This window comes from Bacillus sp. RZ2MS9 (assembly GCF_001816185.2).
Taxonomy (GTDB): Bacteria; Bacillota; Bacilli; order Bacillales; family Bacillaceae_G; genus Bacillus_A; species Bacillus_A cereus.
The window spans coordinates 1734486-1748710 of record NZ_CP049978.1 but is presented as its reverse complement, the minus strand read 5'-3'; the positions used below and the strand labels follow the sequence as shown (position 1 = coordinate 1748710).

The following is a 14225-nucleotide window of genomic DNA, read 5'->3' as shown; positions in this document are numbered from 1 at the left end:
CATTAAGCCACACCTTTTCACATTAAACAAAATTTCTCGCGTCATTATTTCTTCCAAACTTATAAATAGCAATTAAGAAGAATGCAATTGCGAAAGCGAATAAAATTAAAATGTTTAAATACAACTCCGAGAATGGTATTCCCTGCTGTAGTTTTGATATCGTATCTAACAACCAGCGCTGCGGAAGAAAATTAGCTACTTTTTGTACTGCACTTGGCATAATGTCATATGGGAAATAACATCCAGCAAGTAAGCATGTTGGTACAATAATCATATTTTGCATCGCATTTGCCGATGCTGAGTTTTTCGAAAAAGCTACAAGGACTAATGATATTCCAATTGCGATTAATGCAAATAGCATTAGTACGCCCATCATCACTATGAAAGGCATATTGATATTCGTATGAAAAACATTCGTTAGGAATAGGATTGTAATCAAAATTTGTACTGTTAGTATTATCATATTTACTCCGACATTAGATAATATAAACTTCTTCCCATCTATCGGCGTTGATAATAGTCTAAAGTACGTTCTATTCTCTTTTTCTTTTAAAATATGACCTGATAAGTTCGCTGCTGAAAACAGCATAAACATAATAAGGTAACCCATCGTTTGATTTGTCATATCTTTATTTTTCGAAGTATCTTCTAGTGTCTCAGTTTTCATTTTAAATGAACTTTTTTGATACCCTGCGTACATATTGTCGAATGTGCTTTGATCTGTTCCGGCTACTTTACTAATAGCTGCTATATTATCAATATAATTATATAAATATGATTTTATAAATCCTGTTACTTGATCACCTTTAATCGATGAAATTTCAATATGCTCTGGTTTCCCTTCTCGAACACTTTTTGAAAAACCAGAATCTAATGTAATAACTCCATCAAGTTTTTTGGAAGTGAGTTTATCTTCTATTTGAGACTCCTTAACCTTACTCACATTCACATGATTTAATCCTTCTAAAAACTTTATCGTATCATTTGCTATCGGCTCATTTTCTTTATTTACAATCCCGATATTTAACGTTCCTTGCCCTGCATTTCCGTATATCGAGAAGGAAATGAGTGTCCCTATTATCGGCAAGCTAATTATAATTAGTAAACTTTTTTTATTTTTCAAAAGCACAGATAACGTTTTTTGTATGAGCCATAAAATATCCTTCATACTATAGCCCCTCCCGTCTACGTAATGCAATAATTGCAATTAATAAAAAGAGTGCTGAAATTCCAATGTTTAAAGAAATGACTGGTAGTGCTGCCCCTACATCATTTGCATAAATAATTTTCATAACAGCTGTATTTGCCCAAGTTAATGGCGATAAATTCGTAACGAAATTTTCTTCTACTACGAAATATGCACCTCCAAAAATAGAAGCTAATTGCACAACAACCATAATAATTGCCCTAGACGCTTCAGCTGTTTTCGTGATATATCCGATTCCTAAACCGAAGCTAATTGCTAGAAAGACTTGTGTTAATAAAATAAGAAATATGATTCCAAGATGGTCGCCCCAATTCGCTTGAAAAACAAATTTACTAAATAACATGACGAGTAATATGCACAGGGCATTTGCTACTAGGCTACCAAGTACTTTTCCAATGAATATTTCAGCTTTACTTATAGGTGCAGCAATGAGACGATCTCCTGTTTTACGTATTCGTTCTCCTCGAATTAAAGAACTCGCTCCCATCGCAGCATACAGTGCAATCATCGTTGTCATTACAACCGCGTAGTAATCCATAGAACCTGGTTTTTTCGCAGCTTGTAAAGATGTTTCTTTTATATAATCATTATGGTTTCCGTTTGAAATAACTGTGCTCACCTTAGTAGGATCTACTTTTGCAACTTCGACCGCTACATTGTACTTATCAACAAATGTTGTAAGCATTCCTTCCACAATACTCCCCTCAATACTACTTTTGTCACTTCCGTAAAATTTTGCACCATCTTTATTTAACTCTACATAAGCAGCATATTTATTTTTCTTCACTTCTTCTTTCCCATCTATACTGCCGGAAGCTTTTTTAAAATGAATACCTGATTTATCCACTTCTTTCGTAAATGCTGCAAATGATTGAGAAAACGTGCTACTCGCTTCATCTTTATATAGCACTTGTATATCTTTAATCGAATGACTATCACTATTAAATGCGTTGGTTAACGCTGTTCCTAACACAAGCATAAGTACAATCGGAAATGCTAACATAAAAACTAAAGTTCTTACGTCTCTGAAATCTCTTTTAATATGCATAATTGCAATATTGAAGATGTTCAATTGATGAACCTCCCTTTACCTTTTCTTCATTTACCTTTTATTTATCTCGTAAGTTTCTTCCGGTTAACGTAAGAAATACTGTTTCTAAGTTGGGAGCCTGCTCCTCTAACGAACGAATTTCAATGTCATGATTAATGAAATGCTGAATAATTTGATTTAAATTATTTAATCCTGCATCCGAGTTTACCTTGATTACGTTCTCTTCAATTTGAACAGCTTTCACACCGTTTATCTCTTTTAACTTTTCTACATCTAAATTTTCTACTGACTTCACTTCAATCCAAATATCTTTCGTATCTGTAATAATCGCTTTTAACTGTTCTTTCGTACCTTCTGCAATCACTTTACCGTGGTCGACAATTGCGATTTTCGTACAAATCTCTTCTACTTCTTCCATGTAGTGGCTCGTGTAAATAATCGTACTTCCCATTTCATTTAATTTACGTACTGACTGCAAAATGTAGTTTCTTGACTGTGGATCAATTCCAACTGTCGGCTCATCCATAATAATTAACTTCGGTCTATGAGCAATCGCACAAGCGATATTCAGTCTTCGTTTCATCCCGCCAGAAAAGTTCTTCGGATAGCTTTTCTGTTTATCACTAAGTCCTACAAATTGAAGAGCTTCCTCTACCCTAGCTTTTAATTCGGCTCCTCGTAATCCGTACAACCCAGCAAAGAATTTCACATTTTCATAGGCAGTTAACTCTTCATAAATCGCAATATCTTGCGGAACGATACCGATATTCATCTTCGCAAATCGGTTATGTTTCTTTATATTTTTTCCTAGTATGCTAATTTCGCCTTCATTACTTCTTAACAAACCAGCAATCATATTAATCGTTGTACTCTTACCAGCACCATTCGATCCTAAAAAGCCAAATATTTCTCCTTCTTTAATAGATAAAGACATATTATCAACTGCGATGAAATCACCAAATTTTTTCGTTAAATTTTTAATTTCTAATGTATTCATCATTTCACCCCTATTTCGGTTTCTCTGCTTTTAGTATAAACAAAAAGAATGAACCTGCTCAGTGCAGAAGTTCATTCTTTTCACATGAGATTATTCACTTTTTTCATATGAGATGGTTCATCTTCGTCCCATTCTCTTATATCGGCAACAACATCGTCACTGAAAAGCCACTTGTTCCATCTACAATAATTTTTCCGTTTACTGAAGCTGTTCGCTCCTCCATCCCCATAATACCGAGACCTTTTTTAACAAGAGCTGCCCCTTTTCCGTTATCCTTCACTTGCACCTTAACCATCTTGTTAAGCACATGAATATCTATAGAAATAACTGTAGCATCAGCATATTTCATTGCATTTGTTAGTGCTTCTGTAACATTCTCACCGATAATTTTCCACTGAATGGGAGAAATCATATCTAAGTTCCCTTTATATACAAAAGGAATATTCACATCATTCTTACCGGCAAATTCCTCTATGAATAATTTCATACGATGAATACCAATTTGCTCAGTTGGTGGCTTCATATTTTTTAATGTAATGCGAATACTTTCAATTCCATCTTTTGAAATGTGAATTGCATTTTGTAATAACTCCGCAGATTTTTCTTTATCTATTTCCATTAACCTTTTTGCTGCTTCCATTTGAATAAGCGCACCCGTCATCGAGTGACCAATTTTATCATGAATTTCTTGCGATAACCGATTTCTCTCTTCTAGCTTAAATGTGTATTCAGATTGTCTTATGTACTCTTTATTTTCATGTAAGCTTTTCGTAAGTCGTTGCATATCTTTTCGCATCTTATCATTTTGCGATTCAAGCTTTACTACACGCGATATATATCGATCTGCAATAGTTAAAACGAGAAAAGAAAATGCAACAATTAATCCATAAGTCATTCGAATACTTTCATCTGCAATCGTAATTGGGAGCATCATAACGACAAAGCGTGGCCAATTCTTTTCTATGTAATAGAATGTAATTTCGTATAAGTTCAAAGGTAAAAACAAAATAAAAAATGGATGAACCCTCCATGTAAATAACATAACTACGCCAATGGACATACAGATTAATATTTTTTTATACGTATCTTTTTTAAATATAGAAATCATTACGTTTACAGAGAGGTAAATAAGTAAAGTAAATATAACCCACGGTAAATTTGCTATATTTGCGTAAATATAACTGAACACAATATATAAAAAGACAATTAATTTACTTACAGTTAACCAAAATTCCATATCATTAATCTACTTTCCCTGTTAAGTAATAAATCGCAATTTGTGTGCGATGTTCAAGTCCAGTTTTCCCTAAAACTGACGTAATATAATTTGCAATTGTTCCCTCAGATATAAAAAGCTGTTTCGAAATTTCTTTATTTGAGAAACCTTTTGCAATTAATGCGATAATACTAAGCTCCCTTTCTGTGAAAAGGCTCTTATCAATTTTACATTCTTCCTCTTTACTTTCCATTAAATTAGACTTAATTTTATCGAGAATAACATCTTGCATAACAGTTTGACCGTTATATACTCCTTTTATCGCATCACGAATACGCTCCGGATCGTTATTTTTTAATAAATAACCTTTCGCTCCATTTTTTACTGCATCCAAAATATATTCATCATCATCAAACGTCGTTAAAATAAGCGGTTTTGTTTTCGTCTCTTCACAAATGAACTTCGTCGCCTCTACCCCGTTCATATTTGGCATACGAACATCTAAAAGAGCAATATCAACTTCATGCTTTTTACAATACGCTACAGCTTCTTCCCCATCATTTACAGTATCTACTACTTGAAACTCTTCGTATGTATTTAAAATAATTTTCATGCCTTCTCTAATAAAAGAGTTATCATCTGCTATTAATATTTTAATTTTCATGTTTGTTAGTATGGACCTTGCCCTACTAACATTCACATCCTTTCTACGTGTAACATTTCCTACTTGCTCATTATATACTTCTCTTTACCATTTTTTCACACCTTTTTTCATCTAGCTCTCCCGCAAAAAATATATTATTCTTTTTTTACAAAATGTGTAGGGTGACTTATCATTCTTTACGTCTATATAATAGAATGCGTCAAAAAGGAGGGAGAGACCGATTGAGGAAAAACAATTAATTGAAAAAGCACAGCAAGGAAGCGAGCATGCTTTTCGTATCCTTGTACAAACATATCGTCATTATATTTTTCAAGTTATCTTTTCTATTTTAAGACATGAAGAAGATGCGAAAGATGTTACACAAGAAGTATTCGTAAAAATTCACACCTCTCTCCCAAATTATCAATTTCGCGGATTAAAAACGTGGATGGCACGTATTGCCACCAATCACGCTATTGATTATAAGAGAAAGAAAGCTAGAGAAAGTGAAGAACTCTCCTTATGTAAAGAAGCTGAGGAAAATATACAGTCCTCTCATAATATTGAGGCTTTATTATTGACGAAAGAGCAAAAATTACTCATTGCTCAAAAACTGAGAGAACTTCCAGAAAATTACCGTGACGTCGTTCTCGCACATTACTTAGAAGAAAAGAGCTATCAAGAAATTGCTTTACAGGAAAACATCGAAGTAAAAACAGTCGAAATGAAACTGTATCGAGCACGAAAATGGATTAAAAAACATTGGAAGGAGGAAGAGTTTCTATGATGCATTATTCAAAAGAAGATTGGCGCAATTATACATTAGATTTTATAGAAAGTAATGAACGTGAATCTATGGAAGAACATCTTTATGAATGTGATCATTGTTTAGCACTTTATATGGAAAGTATTGATGAACAACATGAAAACCTTCCAATGATAAATGATGATTCATTTACGAACGAAGTTATGACGCAAATTAATTTTGAAACACTACAGTCTAATGAAAATATAAAAACAACCTCACTAAAGCGCACGATCATTCATTACATAATTGCGACTGCGGCTACAATTATTTTTATGGTAAGTGGTTTATTTCAGTATATTTTTACAGCGACATCAAATTTAGAGAAATCTTCAAAACATAACGAGTCTTCTATTTCACAACAAATTGTAAACAAATCGGTAGACACATCGAAAAAGGACGGAGGTTCAAAGCATGAATAAAAATCCCTTTTTAGCACTTGTATTAGGGCTAATTCCTGGGCTTGGACATTTATACTTAAAAAAGCTAGGACGGTTTATTTTATATAGCGGGGGATCACTATTTCTATTCTCCTTTGCAGTATTTTGTACCATAGTAGTAAGAGAACGTGATATTGCTTTTCTTTCTCTATTTTTACTAGCTGTTCTATGGGTAATTAACTTACTAGATTTAGTTATCACCATTATAAACCAAACGAAAAAGCAAGAAGCTGGAGAAGTGATAAATTCCTCTAAAGAGAGCGAACGATTTTATATCATTCTCTTATCCATCATCCCTGGGCTTGGCCATTTCCAATTAGGACTTATGCAACGCGGACTTACATTTTTAGTAGCTTGCACAGGAATCGGAAGTATGATCATTTTCGTTGCACTTTTAACATCGCAAGAAAGTTTTCTTATCTTCCTTATTACGTTACCTGTTTTATGGATTTATAATTTCTTTGACGTTGTTCAGCAACTACAGAAAAAAGAACGTGGCGAGCAACTAGATGATCGTACTATTTTCGAAGAGTTTGAAGAACATCGTGAACAAGGAAAGAAGAATAAAACATTCGCTTCTATTTTAGCGATGTTCCCCGGAGCAGGACATATGTATTTAGGCTTACAACGCCGCGGCCTTCAGCTTATGGCAGCCTTTTTACTTTCAATATATTTACTCGATTTATTAAGACTTTCTGCGTTTTTATTTTTAGTTCCAATCATTTGGTTCTATAGCTTCTTTGACGCTTTACAGCAAACTGCAAAGTATGGAAAAGAACGTGTAAATGACGAGCCTATCATTGATTATTTTATCAATCATCAAAGATGGATCGGTATCGGGTTAATTACACTCGGTGGTTATTATTTATTAGATCAAACAGTCCTTCCTATTTTGAATGATTACTTTGCAACTATATTTAACATTCATCTTAGCGAGCTATATTATCGCTATTTCCAAACATCTATCGTTGCACTCCTCTTAATTGGCGGCGGCTTTAAATTGTTACTTGGAAATAAAGAAAACAAAGGTGGTACAAAAGAATGAGAACATGGCGTGTTGGAACATTCTCAATGGGGCTTTCTATTATATCGTTAGGATGCTTTTTACTTTTTTCAGTCGTAAAAGGAATTCAAGTATTAGATACACTAACTGCATGGTGGCCAGTTTTACTTATCATACTTGGAGCTGAAGTTTTACTATACCTTCTATTCTCTAAAAAAGAGCAATCTTTTATTAAATATGATATTTTTAGTATTTTCTTTATCGGCGTTTTAGGAAGTGTCGGGATTGCTTTTTACTGTTTATTATCAACTGGATTACTAGAAGAAGTTCGTCATTCTATTAATACAACGAGGCAAACGAGTAATATTCCAGACGGACAATTTGATATACCTGAATCTATCAAAAAAATCGTAGTAGATGCAGGACATCAGCCTCTAACGATAGAGGGAAATAATACAAATCAAATTCATCTTTTGGGAACTTATGAAATGACAACGAAAGCAAATGAAAAACTCAATTTAAAACGAGATGATTTCCTTTCAGTTCAAACGGCTGGAGAAACGATGTATATCACTTTAAAATCATTACCTGTTCAGCATACGTTATTTAATTCAGCACCACAGGTGAAACCAACGCTTGTTCTTCCGCAAAATAAAAATGTGGAAATCCGTGCTTCAAATAACGAACTATCTCTTTATCCAGGTCAATTGCAAAATAATTGGTTTGTACAGGAAAGCTCAAGAGTGTCTGTCCATCTTGCAAAAGAGAGTGATGTTTCTTTAACAGCAGTAACGAATCAAAAAGAAACACATGGAAGTACACCTTGGGAACAAGTAGAAGATTTAACGAAAAACGAAAATACTTCTTCAGAAGAACATCCAGAATTAAACACCCAAGAACATTGGTATAAAAATTCGATTAAAACTGGAAATGGGACATACAAGTTAAATATTGAGAAAGCTTATAATTTGAATATGAGTGTTCTCGAAAAATAAAAAACCTTCCGCAATTGCGGAAGGTTTTTCTCATATAATCGCTTTAATTCCTTCTAACACTAATCCAATCATAAATCCGCAAACCGCCCCGTTCACTCGGATCCACTGCAAATCTTTACCGACATTATTTTCAATCATTTCGATTAACGTTTTATCATCTAACTTATCAAGGTTTTCTTGTACAAGCTTACCGATTTTCGAATGGTTCTTTTCCACAAGTGTGACAACTTGCTTTTGTAACCACTCCTCTATTTTTTGAACAGTTTGTTCATCTTCTTTTATTTTATTCATTTGTTTTTGTAAAAATGGAATAACATATTTATCAGCAAATTCTTCATTATTTACAAAAGCAACTGCTCTTTGCTGTACTTGCTCTAGCATCTCTTTTATTTTGTCAGTAGCATTCCAATTCGCAAGCCACTTTTCTTTCCAATTTTCTAATTCCTGTAATAAGGCTTCATTTTCTTTTACATTGATAATCTCTTGACGAATCTTCGCTAATATAAGTTGTCTTGTGCTATTATCAGCCTCTTGTAAGCTGTTAATATTACTAATGATAAACTTCTGCAAAATGCCGCCAATTTTATCTTCATCCACAATATTCATAAATGATTTCAAAGTAAACTGCAAGAATCCATCTACTTTTATATTTTCCATCGCCTTCATACCTAAGCTACCGAGCTGGTAACGAGCTTCATCTTGCGCTGTCCATTCTTTTACCTTCACTAATATGTAATCAAGTGTCTTCTCATCATATTCTTGCACAACTAATTGATCAACAAGCACTTGTAAAATGTTATTTGTATTAATTGTATGTAAATACGTCTTTAATTCTTTTTCAATAATAACCGCTAATTTTTCTGTATCGATTGAAACAATCGCCTTCTCAGCAATCGTTACAATGCCTTTTTTCACAGCATCAGACTGCATTTCTCTCTCTGCAATTTGTAGCACCATTTGTGCTAGCTGCATTTCTTTTACTTTATTCGTAATACTTTCTTTCGTTAGCCACTCATTTTCTAACGTATTGATGAGCCCTTTCGTTACTCGTTTACGGTTTTTAGGTAACAAAGCTGTATGCGGAATTGGAATTCCCATCGGGTGACGGAATAATGCTGTAACTGCGAACCAATCTGCAAGCCCGCCAACTAACCCAGCTTCAAATCCCCCTTGTATAATCTCTCCAGCTATCGTTCCTTGAAAAGGGATAGAAGCCGCAAAGCCTACACCCATAACCCCAAGCGAAATACCCGCTATATATTTAGTCTGTAATGACATCGTATACACATCCTCTTATTATGTAAAATAAAGCTTTTTTGTTGTATTTATTCAATATTAGTTATCCTTTATATATACTATAAAGAACTATTGTGAAAATAACAAAGATTTTTATGTACATGAAAAAATGAGGCTACAATTAGCCTCATTTTTCTTATACCGTTAACTCCAAACCTTTCCTATAATATTCATTCATTACATCTTTTGGAACCATACTTCCACCCGTTCCCCACACAATATGAGTACCTTTTTTCACCTTCTCTGTTAACTGTTGCTTTTGTAAATACTCATCTTCTTTACATACTTTCACTGGCCCAATCATACCTGCTAGTGCAGAAGGCTCTAAATAAATATTCTCCGTGTCAGCTAGTTCTTTTAACAATCTATATAACTCTTCATCGCTTACTGTGTAATTCCCACTCAAAAATGGTTCCATCGTTTTACCGACAAATCCAGACGGTCTTCCTACCGCTAGTCCGTCCGCGTCTGTTACATTATCAATCCCGATATCTTGAACAGCAATTTTATCATGAAGTCCTGTCATTAAACCGAGTAACATGCATGGAGAGTGCGTAGGCTCCGCAAAGAAGCAGTGCACGTTGTCTTTATACAATAACTTTAAACCGAATGCTACCCCGCCAGGTCCGCCTCCTACTCCGCACGGAAGATAAACAAATAAAGGATGATTTTCATCTACTACAACCTCTAACTCTTCTAATTGCTTTTGTAATCGCGATGCTGCTACTGCGTATCCTAAAAATAAATCATGGGAATTTTCATCATCTACAAAATAACAGCTAGGATCGGCATCTGCTTGCTGACGCCCCTCTTCTACTGCTTTACTATAATCAGCTTCATACTCAATAACGTTTACACCTTTACTTCTTAATAAATCTTTTTTCCATTGTTTCGCATCTGCTGACATATGAACCGTTACTTTAAAACCTAGATTCGCACTCATAATCCCAATGCTTAGCCCTAAATTTCCTGTTGAACCGACCGCAATTGAATATTTGGCAAAAAACTCTCTACATGTATCACTATCTAAAATGGAATAATCATCTTCTTCTGTTAACATACCGTGCTGCAAAGCTAGTTGTTCAGCATGTTTCAACACTTCATAAATGCCGCCCCTAGCTTTAATTGATCCTGATATCGGAAGATGACTATCACATTTTAATAATAATTCTCCTAAAATAGGTTGCTTGTAATTTGTCTCTAAAGCTTCTTTCATAGAAGATATTTTCACTAAAGGTGATTCGATTATGCCATTCGTCCCTTTCGTTTCAGGAAAAACTTTCGCAATATATGGTGCAAAACGCTTTAATCTCTCTTCCGCATCTTTTACATTCTCTTCATTAAGTGGTGAATCTTTTATTGCCCTTTCATACTTTTCTATGTTTGGATTTATCCAAAATACTTCTTCTGTTGCAATAAGTTTATTCACTAATGGGTATTTTGCTTGTAATGCCCCTATTTCTTTCATTTTGTTTCCTCCTTATATCCTTGTAGCTCACCATATAATAAATTATAATTAAATTAATTTTAATATAGTTTAACACAAATCGTTAACTTTAGTTAATTTTAATTTAATTTATTTAAATATAATTTAATAATCCTTAAGGAGATTTTCATTATGGAAAATATAGATATTGGTAAAAAAATTGAAAAACAAAGAAAAGAAAAAGGTTTAACTAGTAAAGAACTAGCAAAGATGGCCGATATTACACCATCTATGTTAAGTCAAATTGAGCGTGGGTCCGCTAACCCTTCTATTCAAACATTAAAAGTGCTTGCTAAAGCTCTTGATGTGCCAACATTTAGCTTTTTACTTGAAGATACAAATACAGACGATTTAATTGTACGTTCCCATAAACGAAAGAAAATGATTATCGATAATTTATCATATGAAATGCTTTCACCTGATTTCACTGGAAATTTAGCAACAGCAATTATGACCGTCCCGCCTAATACAGCTTCATCAGAAAATGTGCTAGAACATAAAGGAGAAGAATTAGCATTTGTCTTAGATGGGAAAATCACATTATATTTAAATGAGGAAGAATACGTATTAGAAACTGGCGACAGTGTAAAGATACCTGCTTATTTAAAGCATAAATGGGTGAATCATTTTAAAAAAAATGCCATTGTTTTGTTTTCTGTTACTCCGCCGATTTTTTAATGTATCAATAAAAACAGGATGATTCTTATAAAATGCGGATTATCCTGTTTTTATTAAATAAGAAAGTGAAATTTTTGTTAAAAACTTAACAGTTGGACCCAATCCGAACAATCCTCCTAAAAACATTTTTACAAGTGAAGCTATCCCTCCCATTGATGCTAACGTATCATGAGTCAGATTCATCCCACCACTACCAGAGGCACTTGTAATATTCACATAAAAATAAGAAATACGTAAAAATTAATTATTTTTTCAGAATTTTGTTGAAAAATATGGTAAAATTACTCTTATACTTCTTCTATTTTGCTATTATAGAAATAATTAAATTAGGATACTTTTATCGGATGGGGGAATATATAATGAGTGTGTTATTAAAAGGGCATGAACAGATTGTCAACGAATTAAACATTTTATATCAAGTAATGGTGGCGGAGCAATTAATTGAAGCGAAACAATTAAAAGAAAAAATAGAGAAACAGATTAATAAAATTGAAGCTGATCAAAATCTATCGCTTTACTACTCCCTACTAAACTTTAAATATAAGGTCCTAACCGATTGGACAAACATTAAGTATGATACTTTTAGTCAAATTGTTCGTTTAGACAATCCAATAACTGAAGACTTTATTACTTATTATTATCACTTTTTTAAAGCTGAACATGCTACCATTATTGGAAATTATGATGAAGCAAAAAAAGAATACGAAAAAGCTGAATCCCTTTTAAAACATGTACCAGGCGAACTAGAAGAAGCTGAATATAAATATAAATTTGCTATATTTAATCACCATACAAACAAACCACTTACAGCAATCAATTATGCAAATCAAGCGAAAGAGATTTTCTCAAAATATCCACGTTATGAAATTAAAATAGCTCTATGCGAAAACATTTTAGGCTCATGTTCTGTTTATTTAAAACAATTCGAACAAGCCGAAGAGAACTATAATTCAGCAATCAATATTTTACAAAAGCTGAAAGACGATACACTAATCTTAAAAGTTCGAAATAACTTAGGTTGGCTCTACTCTTCTCAAAATCTATCAACCCTTGCTATTAGACATCTTACAATAGTTACAAACAAATTACCTAAACACCTAAAAGCCAATTTTCTACAAGCCAAAGAACATTTTAGTTTAAATGAAAAAGAACTTGCAAACGATTGGGTTCAAAAAGGCTTAGAAATTTGTAATGAATTAAATAATCAAGAATATAAACACCATTTCACTATCTTAAAAACACAACACACTGGTATTCTAGACGACTTAGAAAACGCAATCATTGCAGGCACCACATATTTTAACAGTAAAGAATTATACGATTATGCACAAGAATATTACGAATTATTAGCAGTAGAATTTCATAAAGTGAATAAAATAGAGAAATCTCAAAAATATTTTTTCAAAACTTACGAAGCAAAACAAAAATTATTAACTAAGGAGGCACTAAGATAATGAAAAAGATTAGTTTAGCTATTTTAACCTTTACATGCATACTTGCTTTTGGCTTTAATAATTTCACTGAAAATCAACAAGCAAAACAACTTCCAAAATGGGATACAGATAAACAAGAAACACATGCAGACCTGTAGAAACCTAAAAACCCCTAATAAAGGGGTTTTTAGGTTTCTACAATATAATGATTTAGCATATGATGAAGAAATACGCTTATAAAAGATATCCATACACAGATACTCTCTGTACATGGATATCTTTTATTTTTTCGGCACCAACAAAATCCCTAAACTAATAATACAAAAGCTCATTATTTGCTGTGCTGATAGACCAAACTGTACCGAATTTTGTTCACTAACAAGCGAAATAATAATTTGAGCAAACCCCTCAACAATTAAAAAAATACTTATATTCTTTCCATTTCCGAGCCTTTCATTTTTCATCCATAACAAGCCCATTATACAAAGGTTGAGGATAATCTCATATACGAAAATAGGATGATACAAAAATTTAGATTCATATATATTCATTCCCCATGGTAGTGTCGTTTGTACACCTACTTCATGATGTAATAGAAAATAAAAGATAATACTTACACACAGACCAAAAGGCAATGCATCAAGTAAAATACGAAGCGAAAATTGTTCCTTTTTACTTTTCCAAACAATGTATACACTAGCAATTACGCATCCTACTACAATATGTTGCATACTTCCTGTAGCTAATAATGCTTGCAATGGCGATTTAAAAGCCCATACAGGATTTAAAATTGCTGGTGCAAACTTCCATACAAATACGATGATAATAAACGCATTTGTTACGGCATCCATCATTTTTTCATATGATGCATTTTGATGCCTCATCTTTCGTTTCATCAACATAAATCCAAATAGACTTCCAATTATAAGAGATACGGGTTGTAATCTCACGATCCACTCCATCATCACGAAATCC

16 protein-coding genes are annotated in these 14225 nt (G+C 33.3%); 7 read left to right on the top strand and 9 right to left on the bottom strand.

The genetic code is table 11. The annotated features are described in order from the left end of the window. Nucleotides 1-22 precede the first annotated feature (22 nt). The 5 genes from BHV55_RS09115 to BHV55_RS09095 form a co-directional block, all read right to left on the bottom strand. On the bottom strand, nucleotides 23-1168 hold the full coding sequence (locus BHV55_RS09115) for an ABC transporter permease (RefSeq protein WP_058839107.1): 1146 nt from the start codon (nucleotides 1166-1168) through the stop codon (nucleotides 23-25). Between the two features lies 1 nt (nucleotide 1169). After that, entirely contained in the window at nucleotides 1170-2279 is a 1110-nt protein-coding gene (locus BHV55_RS09110) for an ABC transporter permease (RefSeq protein ID WP_001020151.1), read from the bottom strand. 37 nt (nucleotides 2280-2316) lie between these two features. Further along, nucleotides 2317-3255 (bottom strand): ABC transporter ATP-binding protein, encoded by a 939-nt coding sequence (locus tag BHV55_RS09105; RefSeq protein ID WP_001093820.1) that lies wholly within the window; start codon nucleotides 3253-3255, stop codon nucleotides 2317-2319. 136 nt (nucleotides 3256-3391) lie between these two features. Continuing rightward, nucleotides 3392-4492 (bottom strand): sensor histidine kinase, encoded by a 1101-nt coding sequence (locus tag BHV55_RS09100; RefSeq protein ID WP_000397678.1) that lies wholly within the window; start codon nucleotides 4490-4492, stop codon nucleotides 3392-3394. A gap of 4 nt (nucleotides 4493-4496) precedes the next feature. Then, nucleotides 4497-5135 (bottom strand): response regulator transcription factor, encoded by a 639-nt coding sequence (locus BHV55_RS09095; protein ID WP_070757102.1) that lies wholly within the window; start codon nucleotides 5133-5135, stop codon nucleotides 4497-4499. A gap of 220 nt (nucleotides 5136-5355) precedes the next feature. Between BHV55_RS09095 and BHV55_RS09090 the strand changes: the two genes are divergently transcribed. From BHV55_RS09090 to exsE, 4 genes are read left to right on the top strand one after another with little or no spacing between them, the layout of a single operon-like run. After that, a complete protein-coding gene (locus BHV55_RS09090) occupies nucleotides 5356-5901 on the top strand; it encodes an RNA polymerase sigma factor (RefSeq protein WP_306461541.1) in 546 nt (181 codons plus the stop codon). Continuing rightward, complete coding sequence (locus BHV55_RS09085) at nucleotides 5898-6341, top strand: hypothetical protein (protein WP_000972351.1); 444 nt, start codon at nucleotides 5898-5900, stop codon at nucleotides 6339-6341. Before BHV55_RS09090 ends, BHV55_RS09085 begins: the two co-directional genes overlap by 4 nt. Beyond that, a complete protein-coding gene (locus tag BHV55_RS09080) occupies nucleotides 6334-7404 on the top strand; it encodes a hypothetical protein (RefSeq protein WP_001039119.1) in 1071 nt (356 codons plus the stop codon). The genes BHV55_RS09085 and BHV55_RS09080 overlap by 8 nt, the downstream gene beginning before the upstream one ends. After that, nucleotides 7401-8357 (top strand): exosporium protein ExsE, encoded by a 957-nt coding sequence (gene exsE / locus BHV55_RS09075; RefSeq protein ID WP_001261429.1) that lies wholly within the window; start codon nucleotides 7401-7403, stop codon nucleotides 8355-8357. Before BHV55_RS09080 ends, exsE begins: the two co-directional genes overlap by 4 nt. Before the next feature lie 30 nt (nucleotides 8358-8387). Here exsE and BHV55_RS09070 read toward each other — a convergent pair whose 3' ends face one another. Further along, on the bottom strand, nucleotides 8388-9635 hold the full coding sequence (locus BHV55_RS09070) for a DUF445 domain-containing protein (protein WP_070757103.1): 1248 nt from the start codon (nucleotides 9633-9635) through the stop codon (nucleotides 8388-8390). 154 nt (nucleotides 9636-9789) lie between these two features. Beyond that, a complete protein-coding gene (locus tag BHV55_RS09065; RefSeq protein WP_070757104.1) occupies nucleotides 9790-11121 on the bottom strand; it encodes a D-serine ammonia-lyase in 1332 nt (443 codons plus the stop codon). 150 nt (nucleotides 11122-11271) lie between these two features. Between BHV55_RS09065 and BHV55_RS09060 the strand changes: the two genes are divergently transcribed. Beyond that, the gene (locus BHV55_RS09060; RefSeq protein ID WP_016117549.1) at nucleotides 11272-11817 is read left to right on the top strand and encodes a helix-turn-helix domain-containing protein; all 546 of its coding nucleotides are present in this window, start codon (nucleotides 11272-11274) and stop codon (nucleotides 11815-11817) included. Nucleotides 11818-11856: 39 nt separating this feature from the next. On the opposite strand, the gene BHV55_RS09055 is transcribed toward BHV55_RS09060, so the two are convergent. Next, complete coding sequence (locus tag BHV55_RS09055; protein WP_001999537.1) at nucleotides 11857-12033, bottom strand: hypothetical protein; 177 nt, start codon at nucleotides 12031-12033, stop codon at nucleotides 11857-11859. Nucleotides 12034-12176: 143 nt separating this feature from the next. Here BHV55_RS09055 and BHV55_RS09050 point away from each other — a divergent pair, with 143 nt between their 5' ends. Continuing rightward, nucleotides 12177-13271 carry a response regulator aspartate phosphatase gene (locus BHV55_RS09050; RefSeq protein ID WP_000114846.1) on the top strand — a complete coding sequence of 365 codons (1095 nt, stop codon included), beginning with the start codon at nucleotides 12177-12179 and terminating at the stop codon, nucleotides 13269-13271. After that, complete coding sequence (locus BHV55_RS09045) at nucleotides 13271-13408, top strand: hypothetical protein (protein ID WP_000724010.1); 138 nt, start codon at nucleotides 13271-13273, stop codon at nucleotides 13406-13408. Before BHV55_RS09050 ends, BHV55_RS09045 begins: the two co-directional genes overlap by 1 nt. A gap of 123 nt (nucleotides 13409-13531) precedes the next feature. On the opposite strand, the gene BHV55_RS09040 is transcribed toward BHV55_RS09045, so the two are convergent. Beyond that, a complete protein-coding gene (locus BHV55_RS09040; protein WP_070757372.1) occupies nucleotides 13532-14212 on the bottom strand; it encodes a prolipoprotein diacylglyceryl transferase family protein in 681 nt (226 codons plus the stop codon). Nucleotides 14213-14225: the final 13 nt, after the last annotated feature.

Coding starts and splice junctions, on each gene's coding strand:
- BHV55_RS09115 (WP_058839107.1), bottom strand. CDS start 1,168: ATGAAGGATATTTTATGGCTCATACAAAAAACGTTATCTGTGCTTTTG.
- BHV55_RS09040 (WP_070757372.1), bottom strand. CDS start 14,212: ATGGAGTGGATCGTGAGATTACAACCCGTATCTCTTATAATTGGAAGT.
- BHV55_RS09100 (WP_000397678.1), bottom strand. CDS start 4,492: ATGGAATTTTGGTTAACTGTAAGTAAATTAATTGTCTTTTTATATATT.
- BHV55_RS09085 (WP_000972351.1), top strand. CDS start 5,898: ATGATGCATTATTCAAAAGAAGATTGGCGCAATTATACATTAGATTTT.
- BHV55_RS09095 (WP_070757102.1), bottom strand. CDS start 5,135: ATGAAAATTAAAATATTAATAGCAGATGATAACTCTTTTATTAGAGAA.
- BHV55_RS09080 (WP_001039119.1), top strand. CDS start 6,334: ATGAATAAAAATCCCTTTTTAGCACTTGTATTAGGGCTAATTCCTGGG.
- BHV55_RS09105 (WP_001093820.1), bottom strand. CDS start 3,255: ATGAATACATTAGAAATTAAAAATTTAACGAAAAAATTTGGTGATTTC.
- exsE (WP_001261429.1), top strand. CDS start 7,401: ATGAGAACATGGCGTGTTGGAACATTCTCAATGGGGCTTTCTATTATA.
- BHV55_RS09065 (WP_070757104.1), bottom strand. CDS start 11,121: ATGAAAGAAATAGGGGCATTACAAGCAAAATACCCATTAGTGAATAAA.
- BHV55_RS09045 (WP_000724010.1), top strand. CDS start 13,271: ATGAAAAAGATTAGTTTAGCTATTTTAACCTTTACATGCATACTTGCT.
- BHV55_RS09070 (WP_070757103.1), bottom strand. CDS start 9,635: ATGTCATTACAGACTAAATATATAGCGGGTATTTCGCTTGGGGTTATG.
- BHV55_RS09050 (WP_000114846.1), top strand. CDS start 12,177: ATGAGTGTGTTATTAAAAGGGCATGAACAGATTGTCAACGAATTAAAC.
- BHV55_RS09060 (WP_016117549.1), top strand. CDS start 11,272: ATGGAAAATATAGATATTGGTAAAAAAATTGAAAAACAAAGAAAAGAA.